We start from the raw sequence: 16,525 nt of genomic DNA, 5'->3' as shown, positions 1-16,525 counted from the left end.
CCGAGGTACCGAGTGGGGGTGGTGCGAAGGGCGCCGACGGGCGCCCTTCACCGTCGGTCAGCTGTAGATGCCGAACTCGTGCAGCGAGTAGCCCCAGCCGGTGCCACGCGCCGTCAGGTGCAGTCGCACGTACCGCGCGGTCGCCGAGACGTCGATGGTGTCGATGTCACCGTTGCCGGCGGTGGTGGTGTGGACCGTGCGCCAGGAGGTGCCGTTGTCCGAGACCTGCACCTCGTAGGACTTGGCGTAGGCGGGGTCCCAGACGAGCTGGAGCCTGCGGACGGGAGTGGCGGCGCCGAGGTCCACCTGGATCCACTGCGGGTCGCTCCAGTCACTGGCCCAGCGGGTGTCCGTCCGGCCGTCGGTGGCCTTGGTGGGCTCGCACGGGCAGTCGCCGTAGGACTGCTGGAAGGAGGACGCGGTCGTGGGCTTGTTCAGCGCCACGTTCGTGCCGGAGACGGGTGGGGCGACGACCTTGACCGACTTGGTCTCGATGCCGGCGTTGCCGCGGCCGTCCTCGGCCTGGATGTACACCTTCCACACGCCGAGCTTCTCCGGGGCCGTCACCGCGAAGGTGCCGTTGCCGGTGGCGCGCCACTGGGCCTCGACGAGGCGCTTGTCGCCGTTGGCGTAGTTGCCGCTCAGGAAGATCTTGTACTTGACCGCGTCGCCGTCGGGGTCCCGGACGTCGGCGCGGACCGTGAACTCACCGCCCGCCGGCGCGGACGAGGCGGGGCTCACGGCCATGTTCGAGATGACCGGCGGGGTGTTGTCGCCGCTGGTCGAGCCCGTGTACGCCCGCTTGACCGCGTAGTAGGACAGCCGCTTCAGCCCGTCGGGCACGAGGTTGAACCAGACGCCGCCGAAGTCGTGCTCGACGCCGTAGTGGAAGAGGGTGGCTCCCAGGGCGACGCCCCGGTGGCCGGTGACGCAGTCCCAGGCCTTGGAGTATCCCTCGGCCTTCTGCACGTCGGTCGGCTCGTCGGGGATGCCGTTGGCGTCGTCGGGCACCTCCCACTCACCGGCGGGTCCGCCCTCGGTGATGATGTACGGCTTCGTGTAGCCGCCCTCCTCCCAGTCCTCCTGGACACCGCAGATGTCGCCGTAGGAGTTCATCGAGTACAGGTCGAGGTCGGGCGCGTTGCGCTTGTAGTAGGGCCAGGCTCCGGTCCAGGCGTCGGTGGAGGTGACGGGGTGGTCGGGGTCGATGCTGTGGATCCTCTTGGCCACGTCGTTGACGAAGCCGGTGTAGGCGTTGCGCTGTGCCTCCAGCTCCGCGCCGCTGTAGCAGTTCTGCAGACCGAGCACCGACTCGTTGCCGACGTTCCACATGAGGGTCGCCGGGTGGCTCTTGTACGCCTCCACCCACTTGGCGAACTCGGTGAGCATGTTGTTCTTGTACGTGGTGTCGGTGACGTAGTTGACGCAGCCGCCGGAGCCGGGGCCGCCGCCCGGTTGCAGCCAGAAGCCGTTGACGACACGGATGCCGTGGGCCGCGGCGCTGTCGAGCAGCGGCTTGGTGCCGCCGTCGGTGCCCCAGGTGCGGATCGTGTTGACGCCCATGGACTTCACGTCGGGCATGTACTTCGGGGCGTCGCCGATGGCGGGGCCCCAGGTGAGGCCCTTGACCGTGTACGGCTGGCCGCCGACGGTCAGTTGCCAGTTCCCCTGGGATCCCGTGACCTCGACCGCCCCGCCGCCGCCCGGGGGCGTGCCGTCGGTGCTCCCGTACACCTGGAACTCCCAGAGGGAGTAGCCGTAGCCACCGGACCGTTCGGTGCCCAGCATGCGCACGTACCGGCCGGCGCCGGAGACCGCGATCTCGTCCGTGCCCCCGTCGCCGCCGGTGACGGTCTTGAGGGTCCGCCAGTCCGTGCCGTTGTCGGAGGCCTGTATCTGGTAGCTCTTGCCGTACGCGCCCTCCCAGGTCAGCACGACCCGACTGAGGTCGGCGCGCTGCCCGAGGTCGACCTGGAACCACTGCGGATCGCTCCACTGGCTGGCCCAGCGGGTGCCGGTGAGATTGCCGTCGACCGCCGCCGAGGCGGCGTACCCGCCGCCTTCCTGGGACGAGGCGGTGGCCGGCTTGCCCTGGGAGAGCAGGGCTTCCGCGGCCTGGGCGGGCGGGGCCGCGACGGCGAGCGTCGACGCCACCAGCGCGCCGAGGGCGAGCAAGGGTACGGCGGCGCGACCGGCTGGTCTGCGGGACGAGAGGGGTGTGGACACATCTGCTCCTGGCGGGGTGGGGAGGGCAGGCGAGGGCGGGGTGGCCGGGGAAGGCCGCCTGAGGGCCCCTCCGGGCCGGGGCGCGGGGCGTCTTCCGGCCCGGAGGGGATGCGGTGGCCGAGGAACGGCCGGTCAGGGGAAGGACACGAGGGTGGACGGCACGGTCGTCGTGCCGGCCGGGACCGTGGAGGCACCGGTGTCGTTGATGACGTGGTTGTAGTGGCCCATGCCGCCGAGGGAGACCACGAGGAGGCTGTGGAACTTCACTCCCGGTTTGACGGGGGTCTTGAAGCCGTGGTCCTGGCGGATGCTCGAATCGACGTTGTAGTTGCAGTAGCTGCCCAGGCCCCAGGCCTCGTGGGTGTCGACGGAGTCGTCGACGCGGTAGGCGGCGTACCCCTTGGTCGACCCGTTCTGGATGGCGGCCTGGTTCGGGGCGTCGTACGCCTTCTCGTTCTGGTAGAAGATCGTCCGTCCGCGTTCGCCGTACCACTCGACGTCGTACTTGTTGAAGTGCTCGACGAACAGTCCGGTGGCCAGGACGTCGTCGCCGTTGACGCGGACGCCGTAGTCGGCCCGGTTGGTCTCCCAGCCGACGCCCTCGCCGTGGTCGGCGCGCCAGACCCAGGTGTGGTCGATGATCGTGTCGTGGCTGTTGACCACCATGCTGGTGGTGGCCTTGCCGGGGCCGGCGCCGCCGATGCGGATGTAGACGTCCTGCACGGTGGTCGGGTTCGCGGCGTGGTCGGTGGTGGAGCCCTGGTGGCCGATCTCCAGGAGCGTGGGGGAGTTGACCGGGCCGGCGTCGATGAGGAAGCCGGCGAGCTTCACGCCGTCCACGTCGGCGACCTTCATCGCGGTCACCCCGTTGTCGGGGATGATCGTGGCGAGCCCGAGACCCAGCACGATGGTGTTCGCGCGGTTGACGTTGATGGTCTGGTCGACGTGGTAGACGCCCGGGGTGAAGAGCAGGTGCAGGCCCTGGGCGAGGGCGGCGTTGATGGTGGCGGCCGTGGCGCCGGGCTTGACGACGTAGAACTTGCTCAGCGGGATCGACTCGCCCTGCGGGGTGCCGTTCGCCCAGGTGGTGCCGCGGGCGTTGGTGCGCTTGGCCGGCGCGAAGACCTTGTACTCGTTGCCGTCGAGGTAGAGGAAGGGCTTCTCGCGGGAGATCGGCGTCGTGGCGAGCGTCGTGTAGCGGGGCTCGGGGAAGCTGGTGGCGGGCGCGCCCTCGACGCCGGAGAAGACCTGGTTCCAGACGCTGTTGGACCAGCCTCCGATGGAGCTGTCGCGGGTGTACCACTGCTGCTGCGAGTAGTTGCCGACCTGGCCGTCGATCTTGCTGTCGGCGATGTAGCCGCCGCTGGCCCAGCCGTAGCCGTTGGGGGCGAGGTTGAGGCCGCCCTTGACGTGCATCCGGCGGAAGGACGCCGCCTGGGAGACCGCCCACCGGTTGGTGCCGTTGACCGGGCTCACGGCGAGGTTCTCCGCGCCGCGCCAGAAGTTCTGGGTGGCGTTGCCGTTGAACCAGCCGGCGTCGACGGTGATGTCACCGTTGATCGTCGTGTCGTCGGGGCGCAGGCCGAGGCCGGCGATCTGGGTGTAGAAGCCGATCTGGGCGTTGAGGTTGTTGTAGGTGCCGGGCTTGAACAGGAAGGCGTGCCGGCCGGAGCCGAACTGCGCTGACTCCTGCTGCTGGAAGACCTGGTCCAGCTTGGCCTGGATGCCGGGCGTGGACGGGTCGAAGACGTGCACGTTCGGGCCGAGGTCCCCGCCGCCCGGGATGACCGGTCCCGGGTCGTCGCCGGTCGTGCCGTAGACCTTGAACTCCCAGAGGGAGTAGCCGTATCCGGTGGCCCGGGCGGTGCCGAGCATGCGGACGTAGCGGGCCGTTCCGGAGACGTTGACGGTCTCGACGCCGCCGGCGCCGGTGGTGGTGGAGTAGGCCGTCGACCAGTCGGTGCCGTTCTGGGACGTCTCGATCCGGTAGGACTTGGCGTAGGCGGCCTCCCAGCGCAGTTCGACCTGGCTGAGGGTGGCGGGGGCGCCGAGGTCGACGCGGAGCCACTGCGGGTCGGCGGCCGCGCTGGACCAGCGGGTCCCGTTGTCCCCGTCGACGGCCGCGGTCGCCGGGGTGCCGTAGTGCTCCTGGCTGGAGGCGGTGACGGGCTTGCCCTGGGAGAGCAGCACGGGCGCGGCCTGGGCCTGGGTGGCGGGGACGAAGGCGAGAAGGGTCGCGGCCAGTGCGGTGACCAGCACTCCGACGAGACCGCGGCGGCCGGGTCTGCGGGACGTCAGGGCCGCGGGGCGACGACCTACTCTGCGTGGCTCCGGCGCGGCTGGGGGTATGCCGACTGCGGGCATGCGGGGCTCCTCGAAATGGACAACATGGGAGAGCGCTCTCCGGCACCTTGCCCGCCGTGTCAGATTCGGTCAAGGAGTCTGACACGACTTTTCTTTAGGCTTGCATTAAGCAGCGTTGACTTGTCGGGTCCGGGGGAGGAGCGGGCGGGGCAGGCCGAGGCGGCCAGGGCCTGTTCGCCGGATCAGGGACGGACCGGGACTCGGTGGGCCGGGGGCGTGCCGCCGGCGGGCGCGTCGAGGCCGATGACGAGGGACTCTTCCGTGTCCGGCGCACTCCCCGCGGGTCGGGATCGCTCCGGCCGCAGCGGGCTGCTCGGCACGAACGGCAAGGCGGCTCATCGGACTTGCGGACCGGTCGGCGCACCGTCGGGCCGGCTCGTCGGTCGTAACGGAGGTCCGCGAGAAGCCGTGCTCGTGCGACTCATGGAGGGCGAAGGGCTGGCCGGAGACCTTCCCCGCCCGCAGGTGTGTGCCGTGGAAGTGCGGGCGCACACGCACGCCGCGTATCCGTGAGCGGTCCTCATCGAGGAGGGAGATCCGGCCGGGAACCTACGAGTCGTCCTCGGGGCGCTCAGCTCCATGGAGGCGGCGGCCCAGCGCGCGGCGCTCGCCTCGTCGTCATCCTCCGGGTCCTCGGCCCTTGGCGCCGAACCAGGTTGCTCTGAAGGCCGTGTGTACGGTGCGTACGGCCTCCGCTCAGCGCCCCGCCACGGCCGGGCCGGCGAGGGCCTTCGCGTGCTGTGCGGCGGTCAGTCGGCGCACGAAGAGGATGGCGAGCACGGCGGCCAGGATGTCGAATGCGGCACCGGCCATGACCAGTTCGGTCGCGTCACGGATCGCGCCCGGGGTTTCGGCGTCGTCGTACGCGTTCGACGCGTAGCGGTCGAAGACCATGGCCCAGACCCAGGCGCCCCACCAGGCGTTGAGGAGTACCCGGTGCTCCAGCACGGGACTGTGGGGCTCGGGCTGGGCGGCCCGCAGCACGTCGGCGGCGATGCCGCGCGGGATCCAGAGGTTGGCGAAGGGGATGAGCCAGCAGGCGATCGCCCAGCCGGCAGTCCGGCGCTGCGTCTCGGGCGCGAACACCTCCGCGTTGTGGCGGACCCGGTGGAACCAGATGATGAAGAGCACCGCCGTCGCCAGCAGGGCGAGGCCGTAGAGCACGACCGACCCGGCCATCGCGTAGTCGGCCCGGTTCGGCTCGCCCTCGGCGATGTCGACCACGCCACCCGAGATGACCTTGCCCATCAGTGACCGCATGTTGAGCGACGCCGCGATGATCAGCAGGTCGACCACGATGACGACGCCGAGCAGCGCGGTGACGGCGTGCGCGAGGCCGATGGGCGAGCGCAGCACACGGCCGGGCAGGGGCAGGTGCGAACCGGGCATGGGTGTGGACGCATACGTCATGGCGGGCCCCGAGTCGGTGGTGAATGCGGCGACCTGTCCAGGGACGGCGCGGCGGGCGGCCGTGTCAGCGCGGTCGGCCTCGGGACTCTATCCCACGCCGGCGGCCGTCACCGCCGCTCGGGCCCTGCCGGACGGGGACCGCGCACAGGCCGGCGGCTCTCTCGCGCGTGTCCCTGGTTCGGCTCCCGGCTCTCCTCGATCGGTCCGCCTCCGGCACCAACTGGCCCTGGAGCGCGGCCCTTGGTGAAACACGAGATCGTCGCCGGTTGAGCGTCGCGCCCCCGGGTCCCGCACCTTGATCGCTTTCTGAGCGGGGCCTAGGCTCCCATGCCCATGAGGACGGGGAATCCGGACCACGGCCCGAGGCCGTGGCGCGACCGGCTGGTCAGACGTCGTCGGATCGCGGCCCTGCTGGCCGGGGCGACGGGGGTGACCGTGCTGGGGGCGGTGCTCGTCATCGTGCCGAGTCTGGTCGTCGACCATGACCTCGCCGGGGCGAGTGTCGCCGCGCAGGACCGGTTGAAAGCGGTGAACGACGTCCGCACGACACTGTTGCAGGCCGTGGGCGGCATGGTCGTGTTGTTCGGCGCATACGCAACCTGGCGGCAACTACGCGTCAGCCAGGAGGGCTTGCGAGCCACCCAGGAAGGCCATGTCACCGACCGGTTCAGCACGGCCGTCGATCAGCTCGGCAGTGACAAACTGCAAACACGCCTCGGCGGGCTCCACGCGCTCTGGCGGATCGCTGAGCACTCCGCCCGCGACCGCGAGGCCGTCATCTCCATCCAGGCCGCGTACCTGCGCACGCACCTGCCCTGGCCGCCCGCCGGACCCGAGGCTCCGGCCATGGACGTGCCGATCAACGACGTCGTGCCGCTGGAAGTACGTGCAGCCGACGCCCAGGTGGCGCTCACCGGACTCGGCGTGTTGCTGCTGCAACCCCGGGAGCAGTCATGGGTCAACCTCAGCGTCACGGACCTGCGCCGGGCCGACTGTGACGGGCTGTGGCTGCACGAGGTCAACCTCGACCGGTCCTGCATGGAGGCGGCGGGCCTCTACCACGCCAACCTGACGCAGGCGTCCCTCGTCTCGGTCGACCTGCGGCACGCCGACCTCAAGACGGCGATCCTGCGCCGGGCACGCTGCGTCCTGGCCGACATGAGAGGCGCCCGGCTGGTCGAGACGGACCTGCGGGACGCGGACTTCACCGAGTCCGACCTGCGTGAAGCGAACCTGCGCAAGGCCGACGCGGGCGGCGCCGTCTTCCGCCGTGCCGACCTGCGCCTGGCCGACCTGCGTGGCTCCGACCTGAGCACGGCCGACCTCGTCCAGGCACGTCTGACCGGTGCGCTGGCCAGTGAGCGGACCCGCTGGCCGGCCGGATTCGACCACGGGGCCGCCGGTGTCGTTGTCACCGAGGATCCGGGCCCCGAACCTCCGCCACTGCTCCAGCCCTCGGGCATCACGACGCAGCACCCGCCCTTGCGATCCATGCCGTGACCGCGCGGCCGGGGGGGGGCCGACACCAGAGCGTCGGCGGGCTGAGACGGCAGCACAGGCCAACACCTGCTCGTCACGAAGCGATCGGGTACGCCGACCGGGCGGGCCGCGGCGCCCCGTAGGAGATGCCGGAGCCCGCCCTTGCCGCTGTCGGCTGAGGGTGATGCCGATCTGATCGCTAGGGCAGTGCCCACTTCTGGTTGGCCCCGGTGTGGCAGGCCCACAGGTGGACCGGGGTGCCGTCGTTCCAGGTGCCGCCGGAGGCGTCGAGGCACTTGCCGGACTGCGGGTTGCGTATGGTGCCGTCGGCCTGCGGCTGCCAGGTCTGTGCGCCGCTGCCGTTGCAGGTCCACAACTGGATTCTCGTGCCGTCGGCGCTGCCGCCGCCCGACACGTCCAGGCACTTGCTCAGGGCGCGTATCGTCCCGTCGCCCGGCAGTGTCCACTGCTGGGCGCCGGTGCCGTTGCAGGTCCAGATCTGGATCTCGGTGCCGTCGGCCGTCTGGGAGTTGTCGACGTCCAGGCACTTGCCGTTGACGCCGGTCACCTCACCGGTCCTGGACACGTCTCCTGGCAGTTTGTTCAGGGTGTACCAGGCTTCGGTGCTCCAGAGCGTTTCGCCACCGGCCGAGCTGAAGGGACGGGGCGAGCGGACGTGCACGACGCGGTCGGCCTTGAGGCCGGGGATGGTGAGGGTGACGGTCTTGCGGTCGGCGGACAGCGTGGCCGACTGCGCGGTGAGTGTCTCCTCGTCGACCTTGGGACCCCCGTAGGCGGCGGTCGGCACGTAGCGCCACTGCTTGATCTTGTAGTGGGCGGCCAGTTCGTTCGCCGTGTCCGTCGACAGGGGCTGGGTGTACTCCAGCTGGAAGCCGCCCGGTACGGCACGCATCGCGCGGATGTCGAAGGTGTTGGCGCCGTTCGGGGTCAGCTTCTGCAGGCCGTGGGCGAGCTTGCCCTCCTGGCCCCAGTTGCCGCCCGCGCCCAGGCCACCGGCGTAGAGCGCGCCGTCCGGACCGACGCTGATCCGGGTGACCCCGGCCTCCAGGCCCTGGGTGAGACGGAAGACCGCGCCCTGGTACTCGCCGCCGACCTTCTCCAGGAACCCGCGCTGGACACCGCCGTAGGTCACGTCCCCGAACAGCATCTGGCCGGCGAACGGTCCGTCCTTCAACATCAGCGGCGTACTGGGGGAGTTGGCGATCTCGTTCTGCGGAAGCCACAGCACCGGCTTGGTCACCGGCCGGGAGTCGAAGGGCCCGTCCGGATTGGTGTAGTGGTTGAAGAAGCGGTCCTGCTTGATGTGCACGAGCTTGGACGAGGGCAGCCAGCCGCCCTGGTTGTCGGTGACGAAGATGCCGCCCTCAGGGCCCCAGCCGATGCCGTTCGGGGTGCGGAGTCCGCCGGCGACGTAGGAGACCTGGCCCGTCGCCTTGTTCACCTTGATGGTGGTGCCGCGGTTCGCGGCGGGCTGCGGGTCGGTGGTGGCGCCGCCGTAGTTGATGGAGACCGACAGGTTCAGGTAGAAGAACCCGTCCTGGTAGAGCAGACCGAAGGCGAACTCGTGGAAGTTCCCGCCGAAGGGCCAGGTCGCCACTCGGCGGTACTGGTCGGTGATCTCGTCGCCGTTGGTGTCGTTGAGCTCGGTCAGTTCGTGTTTCTGGGAGACGTAGAGCTTGCCGTCGACGTGCTTGATGCCCATCGGCTCCTTCAAGCCGGAGGCCACCTTCTTGGCGGTCACCTTGTCGGGCCCGGTGCTGCCGGTGACGTTGCTCAGCAGGTAGACCTCGCCCGCGGTGTTGTTGCTGCCTCCCCAGGTGGCCACCGCCAGGCGTCCGTCCGGGAGCCAGTCCATCGCGGAGACCTGCGGCTCGAAGCCGTTCGGCCGGAGGTCGGTCAGGGTGTAGTTGGGGTGCACACCGGTCAGCGGCAGACCGTCTCCCGGCGAGTCGGCACCGCCCTCGCACTCCTTGCGGCCCGGCGCCGTCACGCGGACGACATCGGCGTCCGTGCTGAGGGCCGAGTTCGGTACGACGCTGAAGGCGGAGGCGCCCGGCGGTTTCCAGGCCAGCGTGAGCTGCTGTCCGCCGTCCCGCTCGAAGTGCTCGATGCGCAGCGAGTGGGGGCCGGCCGTCAGATCGACCGTGGCGTCCTTGGGGGCGTCCGGTCCGTGCAGGCCGTCGTGGTTGATGACCAGGCGGTCGTCGATCCAGAGCTGGGACCCGTCGTCGCTGGTGAGCCGGAGGGTGTAGCTGCCCGCCTGCGCGGCGTGGAGGTTGCCGAGGACGTGGGTGACGAAGCGGGTCTCCAGGCCGAAGTCACCGGCCGAGGACCAGTCGATCACGGGCATCAGCTTGTCGACGTTCGGGGTCTGGCCCGCCTTCAGCGTGCAGATCTCGCTCAGCGGGGTTTGCACGTCGAAGACGCGCAGGGTGACACCCGGTTCCTGCGGCGGGAGAGCCGCGGCGGCCGGGTCGTCCGCCGCGGACGGGGACGACGAGAGGCCGACGGCCAGTAAGGAAGCGATGATCGTCCCGGTCAGGCGTCTGCCCGGCCGGCGAGGGTACAGCCGTGGATACACGTTACCTCCTGACGGTTCCTCGGGCATGAGGAACTCGATCGGGTAAGTGGGAGATCCACCGCTGCCGGGACGCGCCGTCGTCCCGGAGACGGAGGGGGGTGTGCGTGGGCCCAGGGGGCGCACAGCGTCGCATCGGACACAGTAGGGACTTGTGACGGGGGCGTCCACGCTTTGTCATCAGCGAGGGAAAAGTTCTGGCCGGACGAGCGTGCGGGGAGCGTCTTTGTGGCACGTGGGACGCAAGGGGCGCCTCCTGCACGCCGGACACCGGCCAACCCCTGCCGGAACCGCCCGTCGTGGGCGGACGCGGAGCATGATCGCGCTGCCGGGGACCAGGGTGGCCGCGGGCCCGGAGCGCGCGTGCGTCGACGGCCGGGCGGCCGAGACCCTGCTGCCGCCCGGCCGAAGCGACTGGCGTCCGTGCCGTCCACCTCACGCCTGTTCCCCGAGGGCCCGGCCGGACCCTCGGGGAACAGGCTTGACCACGCACCGCCCTGCTGGAGCGCGCAGCCGCCGTTCGACCTGCGGCGTTCAACGGTGGCGGAGCGCTCGACCGGCAGGTGGCGGGACGGGGTGGCCCCAGCTCAGGCGTCCGCCGGTTCGAGCCGGGCCGGCTGGTCCCGCAGGTACTGACGCAGTGTCGGCGCAGAGGATGCGGAGGCCGTCAGACCGCCACGAGTTCGTCCGCCAGGAACTCCTCCACGAACTTCCCTGCCCTACGGTCCAAATCGGCGTACTGCGCCTCCCGCTCGGCGCCGGCGACCGCCGCACCGACCAGCAGGTTGCCCTCGGCGTCGATGCGCTGCGGTCGCTCCTCCGCGTTCAGGAGCAGGCCCACGGTGGAGCGGGAGAAGCCGCAGTAGTAGGCGATGCCGTCGCTCAGGTTGGTCTCCAGGACGGACTGCATCGACTCCGCGACGGGGTCGTCGGCGGTGGCGCCGGCCAAGGCCAGCCACAGCATGCGCTTGCCCGCCAGGCGGGGCTTGCTGCGGCCGTAGGCGAACCCGTAGTTCCACACGCGGTCGATCCATCCCTTGAGGACGGCGGGCACGCTCTGCCAGTACACCGGGAAGACGGCGACGACGACATCGGCGGCGAGGATCCGCCGCATGTGGGCGTGCGCTTCGTCCGAGTACGGCTTCTCGCGGTCGCCCCAGTCCGGCTGGTCCTCGACGTTCATCCGCGGGTCGAACCCCTCGGCGTGGAGGTCGAGCAGGTCGATGCGGTAACCGGCGGCCTCGAGCTGGGCAGCCGCGCGCCGGGCGGTGTGGGCGGTGAGGGAATCGCTGCGGTGGTGCGCTACGACCACGAGGGCCGTCCTGGTGTCGTCACTGCTGTGCTGCGGCACGGTCTCTCCCGAAGGCTCGTTCTGTGCGGTGAGTCCAGTACAGCCGCAGCGCCGTAGATGATCCATGGGAGAAACGCTCCGGAACATAGGAGATCGTCTACGATTTCCGTGTGGATCCTCTTAGTTCACTGCTGAGCGGCATCCGGGCCGAGGGCTCGGTCGTCAGTCATGCCGTCCTGACAGCGCCCTGGAGCATCACCTTCGCCGACGCCGCTCCGCTCACCATGGTCAGCGTGCTGCGCGGTGGCGGCACGCTGCTGCTGTCCGACGGCACCGAGCGGGCCGTCGGGGCGGGTGACACGGCCATCGTCCGCGGGCCCGCGCGGTTCCGCCTCGCGGACGAGCCCGCCACGGTCCAGCGTCCCCACAGCGCGTACGAGATCAACTGCTTCACCGGGGACCCCGCGTGCACCGGCCAGGAACTCGACGGGATTCACTGGGGCACCGGCCCGGAGGAAGCGACCGCGCTGATCGTGGGGGCGTACCGTGCCTCGGGGCACCGTCATGAGCGACTCCTGCGGGCTCTGCCGCCCGTCCTGGTCGTCGCCGAGGACGCCGAGGTCTGCGCCTGGCTGGAGAGCTCCGCCGCCGACGCCGCGCGGCTCTCCGCAGGCTCGCAGGCACTGATGGACCGGCTCCTCGACTGGGCTCTGGTCTGCACGCTGCGCACCTGGTTCGACCGTGCGGGCGCCGACGCGCCCGGCTGGTACCGCGGCCTCGCCGACCCCGTCCTCGCCCCCGCCCTGCACGCCTTCCACGGGCGGCCCGCCCAGAGCTGGACGGTCGCCTCCTTGGCCGCTCAAGCCGGCGTGTCCCGGGCGCTGTTCGCCCGGCGCTTCACCGAGCTGATGGGCAGTCCGCCCCTCACCTACCTCACCGAGTGCCGCATGGACGACGCCGAGGCACTCCTGGCCGGCACCGACCTGAGCATCGCCCAGATCGCCAGGACCGTCGGCTATGCCGACGCCTTCGGTTTCAGTAACGCCTTCAAACGCCACAAGGGCCTCAGCCCCAGCACGTTCCGCTCAACGGCGGTGTGAGCCGCGGCAGGTGGCCGGGCCGGGGCTGACGCGCCGTGCTCGGTGTCGTCGCTCGTGACCACCCTGCGTCCCGCGGTTTCCGCGGGTCACCGCGAGCCGGCTGCCACCAGGGCCGCGGAGATGGGCTCGAGTTCGGCGATCAGTTCGTCGAGCTCCGCGGGTGACAGGGCTTCGTACGGCGGGGTGGCGAGTTCGTCGGTGAGGGTTTCGACGCGTTGCTTGGTCGCGCGGACGGTGTCGGTGAAGTGGCCGTCGGTGTCGATGAGGCCGCGTTCGCGCATGCCGTCCAGGACTGCCGCCAGGCGCTTCTTCGGCAGGTGATGGATGCGCCCGAAGGACTCCGGGGGATGGATGCCCTGTTCCAGGGCGGAGAGCACGTGGGCCTCCGTGCCGCCGATGCGGGCGCCGACGAGAGCTGCGATGTGCCCGTCGCCGCGGTGCTCGCGCAGCATGGTCGCGGAATGCCACAGTCGGGCGACGGGGTCGCCGGGCACCTCAAGGGTGCGCATCCCCGCATACATGACCCGGCCTTCCGTGGGCGCGTTCGTCGCGGCTTCCGTGGTCAGGTCGGCGGCGCGCACCAGGCCCGGGGAGCCGGCCAGTTCGTCGCCCAGGATGCGCCGCAGGGAAGCCGCACTGCCCCTTTCCCGCGCGGCGACGGAGGCCTCGGGTGGGATCGTCTCCCAGGCGCTGGGGATGTGCCGCGCGGCTTCCCCATCGGCGAAGTTGTAGAACGCCGCGTGCACGACTCGGGCCTCCACCCGGCCCAGTGGTGCGGCGCGGCCGGCGAAGTAGCCGTCCCAGTAGGTGCGGTGGCCCAGTGCTGTCAGTTCCTCGTTGCACTCCTCGGCGAGGTACGTGACCAGGCAGATCGGCTCCAAGAGGTCGTACATGCGGCGGGCGATGTGGGTCAGCGGATGGCGGTGCGTCGTGCCCATCGGGTTCTCCCTGTGCCGGCTGTACCGATGTGGACCGTTCGGCACACCGAAACTCATCGGCGAGCGAAGGGAGGCGTGCGGCAAGGACGCGGGCGGGTGGAGGCGGCAGCCGTACCCGCAGCTCCCGGCCAGGACCGCCAGGACCGCCAGGACCTCCAGGTCGTCCAGGTCGGGCGGTCGGCCAGGTCGCGTGGGACATCGGGGGGGGGGTCCGGTCGACGCGGGTCCGGGCGACGGCGAGGCCGGCGAGCACCGGAGCGGCGAAGCCGGCCGCCGGCGCGCCGCGGGCGGCCGTGTTCTCGGACGTGAGCGGTAGGGGTCCGTGCCGTGGCAGCGCCGGTTCGGTCGGACCGTCGGCTGCGTGATCCTGACCCCAGCGGTGGAATGCTGCCGACGGCCGATCGGAACCACGACGGACGGTCAGGGCGTGACGAGGACTTTGCTGACCAGCGGAAGGTGGTCGGATGCCGCCGGGTCATCCTCCAGAACGCGCGTGTGGAGTGGGGCCACTCCACGGGTCGTGTAGATGACGTCGATCCGCTCGGTGGGGGCCTGTGCGGGGTACGTCGCTCCATCACCCCGGCCGTGCACCGACTTTTCCCAAGCGTCGGTGTACGCCTTCCGCAACGGCGCCGACTCAGGAGCGGCAGGCAGCGCGTTGAAGTCGCCCACGAGGATGCCCGGCTTCTTCTTGCCTATGAGGTCAACGACCTGCGCCGTCTGGTGCAGGCGATCGGTCTGCGAGCTGGCGGCCAGGTGCGTGTTGTAGAACTCCACCTTCTTGCCGCGCACGTCGAGCGTGGCGTGGAGCAAGCCGCGCTGCTCCTGACCCGGAGACTTGTACAACCAGGTGTTGTCGGAGGCGGTGATCGGGTAGCGCGAGAGGATCGCCGTGCCGTACTGGACGCGGTGGCCGCCGGCGGTCGGCGGAGCGTTGTCGATGTTGGCGCCGAAGACCACGTGGTATCCCAGCAGTGCGGCCAGCTCCGCGGGCTGATCCGCCCAGTCGCTGCGTGCGGAATAGTGGTTGTCGACCTCCTGGAGGCCCACCACGTCGGCGCCGCTCTTGCGGATGACGTTCGCGACGCGCTGCAGGTCCAGCACGTCATCGGTGCCCTGAGCGTGGTGGATGTTGAACGTCATGACCTCCAGCACCCGCGCTCCTGGTCGGTCGGCAGAACGTTCCGCCGCCGCCAGCGGACTTGCGGATCCCGTCGCGGCGAGGCCCGCGACAACTGCGAGGATGGTCAGGGTCCGGCGGAACATGGTGGGCCTCCTGGCTCGGGTCACGAGATTCCGATCATGACCAGGTCCGCTGACTTCGCAACGTCCGTGGTGTGAAGAACAGTGGCCTCGCCGGCAACGACGGGGAGCGGGTCGAGCGGGGGAGCCCGGCGCTGTACGCCTCGCGTTCCGTCATGGGCACCTCACGGGTGACGACGTGGAACTGCCCCGCGGCACGGGTGCGGGGGAAAGCGCCCGGCGGGAGGGGGGCTGAGGGCGGGACCGAGCGGACTCCGTCGTGCCTTTATGTCGTGCGCATGGCAGGTCTGTTGACGCTTCGTCAACTCCCTTGCTGCCCCTGCGCGTGGTGGGCAAACCTTGATCGCAGCCCGGAGCGGAACGCCACGCACCGGGCCGGGGTGCGCACCCGTGCGCGCCCGCCCCCACAGACGCGCGCCCCACCCTGGCGCGCCGCCGGCAGGAGGAATCCCTCGTCATGGCAACACTGCGCAGCAAGAGAATACGGTTCGCCGCGATAGCCGCAGTCGCGGCGAGCACCCTGGCCGGCGGCCTCACCGCCGTCCCCGCTCAGGCCGCTCCCGCCGAGGGCCGGGTGCTCGGCGCCGGTTCGTCCACGGCCGTCCAGGACAGCTACATCGTCACCCTCCGCAAGGACGCCGGATTCAAAGCCTCCTCACCGGCGGGCAGGAAACTGGTCGAGGAGTACGGCGGCAGCGTCGGCAAGACGTACGGCAGCGCCCTGAACGGCTACACGGCCACCCTCTCCGGGACGGAGGCCAGGCGTCTCGCCGCCGACCCCGCGGTGGCGGCCGTCGAGCAGAACCAGCGGGTCAGCATCAGCGACACCACGCAGACCAACGCCCCGTGGGGCCTCGACCGCATCGACCAGACCTCCCTGCCCCTGTCCCGCACCTACACCTACCCGGACAGCGCGGGCAGCGGCGTGACGGCCTACGTCATCGACACCGGCGTACGCGTCACGCACCAGCAGCTCGGCGGCCGCGCCGCGCACGGCTACGACGCCGTCGACGGCGACACCAACGCCTCGGACGGCAACGGCCACGGAACGCACGTGGCCACCACCATCGCCGGCTCCACCTACGGCGTGGCCAAGAAGGCGCGGATCGTCGCCGTGCGGGTCCTGGACAACAACGGGTCCGGCACGACCGCCGGGGTCATCGCCGGCATCGACTGGGTGACCCGTAACCACTCCGGTCCCTCCGTCGCCAACCTGTCCCTCGGCGGCGGAGCCTCCGCGACGCTGGACGCGGCCGTGCGCACCTCCATCGCCAGCGGCGTGACGTACGCCGTCGCCGCCGGCAACAGCAACGCCAACGCCTCCTCGTACTCCCCGGCCCGGGTCACCGAGGCCCTCACCGTCGGCGCCACGACCAGCACCGACGCCCGCGCGAGCTACTCCAACCACGGCTCCGTGCTGGACATCTTCGCCCCGGGGTCCTCCATCACGGCCGGCTGGCACACCGGTGACACCGCCACCAACACCATCTCCGGCACCTCGATGGCCACCCCGCACGTCGCCGGAGCCGCCGCCGTCTACCTGGCCAACCACACCTCCGCCTCCCCGTCCCAGGTCGCCACGGCCCTCGTGAACGGCGCGACGACCGGCAAGGTCACCAACCCCGGCTCCGGATCGCCCAACCGGCTGCTCAAGCTCGTCCCGTGACCCCGCCCGGGACTCGGGACCTCGTGACCCGGGACCTTGTGACCCCGTCGCGCACGGCCCGACCGTCCTGAGCACCGTGCCTCGGAGGCAGCCCGCCTCCGAGGCACACCGCCGCCCCCCTCCACCGGGCGGCGGCGCCCCGCACCCGTGTCCCTCTCCGGCACCCATCCGGTGCCTCCCGTCGACAGG

General features: G+C 70.8%; 10 protein-coding genes. 3 read left to right on the top strand and 7 right to left on the bottom strand.

Annotated features, from left to right (window positions below; translation table 11 throughout):
- Positions 1 to 57 precede the first annotated feature (57 nt).
- The 3 genes from AC07FV_RS25320 to AC07FV_RS25310 form a co-directional block, all read right to left on the bottom strand.
- Entirely contained in the window at positions 58 to 2,226 is a 2,169-nt protein-coding gene (locus AC07FV_RS25320) for a discoidin domain-containing protein (protein ID WP_479089535.1), read from the bottom strand.
- Positions 2,227 to 2,358: 132 nt separating this feature from the next.
- On the bottom strand, positions 2,359 to 4,590 hold the full coding sequence (locus AC07FV_RS25315) for a discoidin domain-containing protein (protein WP_479089534.1): 2,232 nt from the start codon (positions 4,588 to 4,590) through the stop codon (positions 2,359 to 2,361).
- Between the two features lie 696 nt (positions 4,591 to 5,286).
- The gene (locus AC07FV_RS25310) at positions 5,287 to 5,979 is read right to left on the bottom strand and encodes a DUF4328 domain-containing protein (RefSeq protein WP_479089533.1); all 693 of its coding nucleotides are present in this window, start codon (positions 5,977 to 5,979) and stop codon (positions 5,287 to 5,289) included.
- A gap of 354 nt (positions 5,980 to 6,333) precedes the next feature.
- Here AC07FV_RS25310 and AC07FV_RS25305 point away from each other — a divergent pair, with 354 nt between their 5' ends.
- The gene (locus tag AC07FV_RS25305; protein WP_479089532.1) at positions 6,334 to 7,500 is read left to right on the top strand and encodes a pentapeptide repeat-containing protein; all 1,167 of its coding nucleotides are present in this window, start codon (positions 6,334 to 6,336) and stop codon (positions 7,498 to 7,500) included.
- Positions 7,501 to 7,678: 178 nt separating this feature from the next.
- Here AC07FV_RS25305 and AC07FV_RS25300 read toward each other — a convergent pair whose 3' ends face one another.
- Together AC07FV_RS25300 and AC07FV_RS25295 are read right to left on the bottom strand one after the other, a co-directional pair.
- The gene (locus AC07FV_RS25300; protein ID WP_479089531.1) at positions 7,679 to 10,108 is read right to left on the bottom strand and encodes a ricin-type beta-trefoil lectin domain protein; all 2,430 of its coding nucleotides are present in this window, start codon (positions 10,106 to 10,108) and stop codon (positions 7,679 to 7,681) included.
- A 637-nt stretch (positions 10,109 to 10,745) separates the two neighbouring features.
- Complete coding sequence (locus AC07FV_RS25295) at positions 10,746 to 11,429, bottom strand: NAD(P)H oxidoreductase (protein ID WP_479089530.1); 684 nt, start codon at positions 11,427 to 11,429, stop codon at positions 10,746 to 10,748.
- Positions 11,430 to 11,539: 110 nt separating this feature from the next.
- Here AC07FV_RS25295 and AC07FV_RS25290 point away from each other — a divergent pair, with 110 nt between their 5' ends.
- Positions 11,540 to 12,469 (top strand): AraC family transcriptional regulator, encoded by a 930-nt coding sequence (locus AC07FV_RS25290; protein WP_479089529.1) that lies wholly within the window; start codon positions 11,540 to 11,542, stop codon positions 12,467 to 12,469.
- 86 nt (positions 12,470 to 12,555) lie between these two features.
- Here the strand turns inward: AC07FV_RS25290 and AC07FV_RS25285 are convergent, their stop codons facing one another.
- Together AC07FV_RS25285 and AC07FV_RS25280 are read right to left on the bottom strand one after the other, a co-directional pair.
- Positions 12,556 to 13,407: an SCO6745 family protein gene (locus AC07FV_RS25285; protein WP_479089528.1), complete on the bottom strand. Its 852-nt coding sequence runs from the start codon at positions 13,405 to 13,407 to the stop codon at positions 12,556 to 12,558.
- 420 nt (positions 13,408 to 13,827) lie between these two features.
- Positions 13,828 to 14,673 carry an endonuclease/exonuclease/phosphatase family protein gene (locus AC07FV_RS25280; RefSeq protein ID WP_479089527.1) on the bottom strand — a complete coding sequence of 282 codons (846 nt, stop codon included), beginning with the start codon at positions 14,671 to 14,673 and terminating at the stop codon, positions 13,828 to 13,830.
- Positions 14,674 to 15,127: 454 nt separating this feature from the next.
- Between AC07FV_RS25280 and AC07FV_RS25275 the strand changes: the two genes are divergently transcribed.
- The gene (locus AC07FV_RS25275; RefSeq protein WP_479089526.1) at positions 15,128 to 16,336 is read left to right on the top strand and encodes a S8 family peptidase; all 1,209 of its coding nucleotides are present in this window, start codon (positions 15,128 to 15,130) and stop codon (positions 16,334 to 16,336) included.
- Positions 16,337 to 16,525: the final 189 nt, after the last annotated feature.

It is taken from the genome of Streptomyces sp. NPDC045956 (genome assembly GCF_056430705.1).
This window is presented reverse-complemented; position numbering and strand designations above follow the sequence as displayed.

What these genes read in the sequence shown, in the direction of transcription:
- AC07FV_RS25275 (WP_479089526.1), top strand. Translation starts at nt 15,128, where the DNA reads ATGGCAACACTGCGCAGCAAGAGAATACGGTTCGCCGCGATAGCCGCA.
- AC07FV_RS25280 (WP_479089527.1), bottom strand. Translation starts at nt 14,673, where the DNA reads ATGTTCCGCCGGACCCTGACCATCCTCGCAGTTGTCGCGGGCCTCGCC.
- AC07FV_RS25305 (WP_479089532.1), top strand. Translation starts at nt 6,334, where the DNA reads ATGAGGACGGGGAATCCGGACCACGGCCCGAGGCCGTGGCGCGACCGG.
- AC07FV_RS25315 (WP_479089534.1), bottom strand. Translation starts at nt 4,590, where the DNA reads ATGCCCGCAGTCGGCATACCCCCAGCCGCGCCGGAGCCACGCAGAGTA.
- AC07FV_RS25285 (WP_479089528.1), bottom strand. Translation starts at nt 13,407, where the DNA reads ATGGGCACGACGCACCGCCATCCGCTGACCCACATCGCCCGCCGCATG.
- AC07FV_RS25310 (WP_479089533.1), bottom strand. Translation starts at nt 5,979, where the DNA reads ATGCCCGGTTCGCACCTGCCCCTGCCCGGCCGTGTGCTGCGCTCGCCC.
- AC07FV_RS25300 (WP_479089531.1), bottom strand. Translation starts at nt 10,108, where the DNA reads ATGCCCGAGGAACCGTCAGGAGGTAACGTGTATCCACGGCTGTACCCT.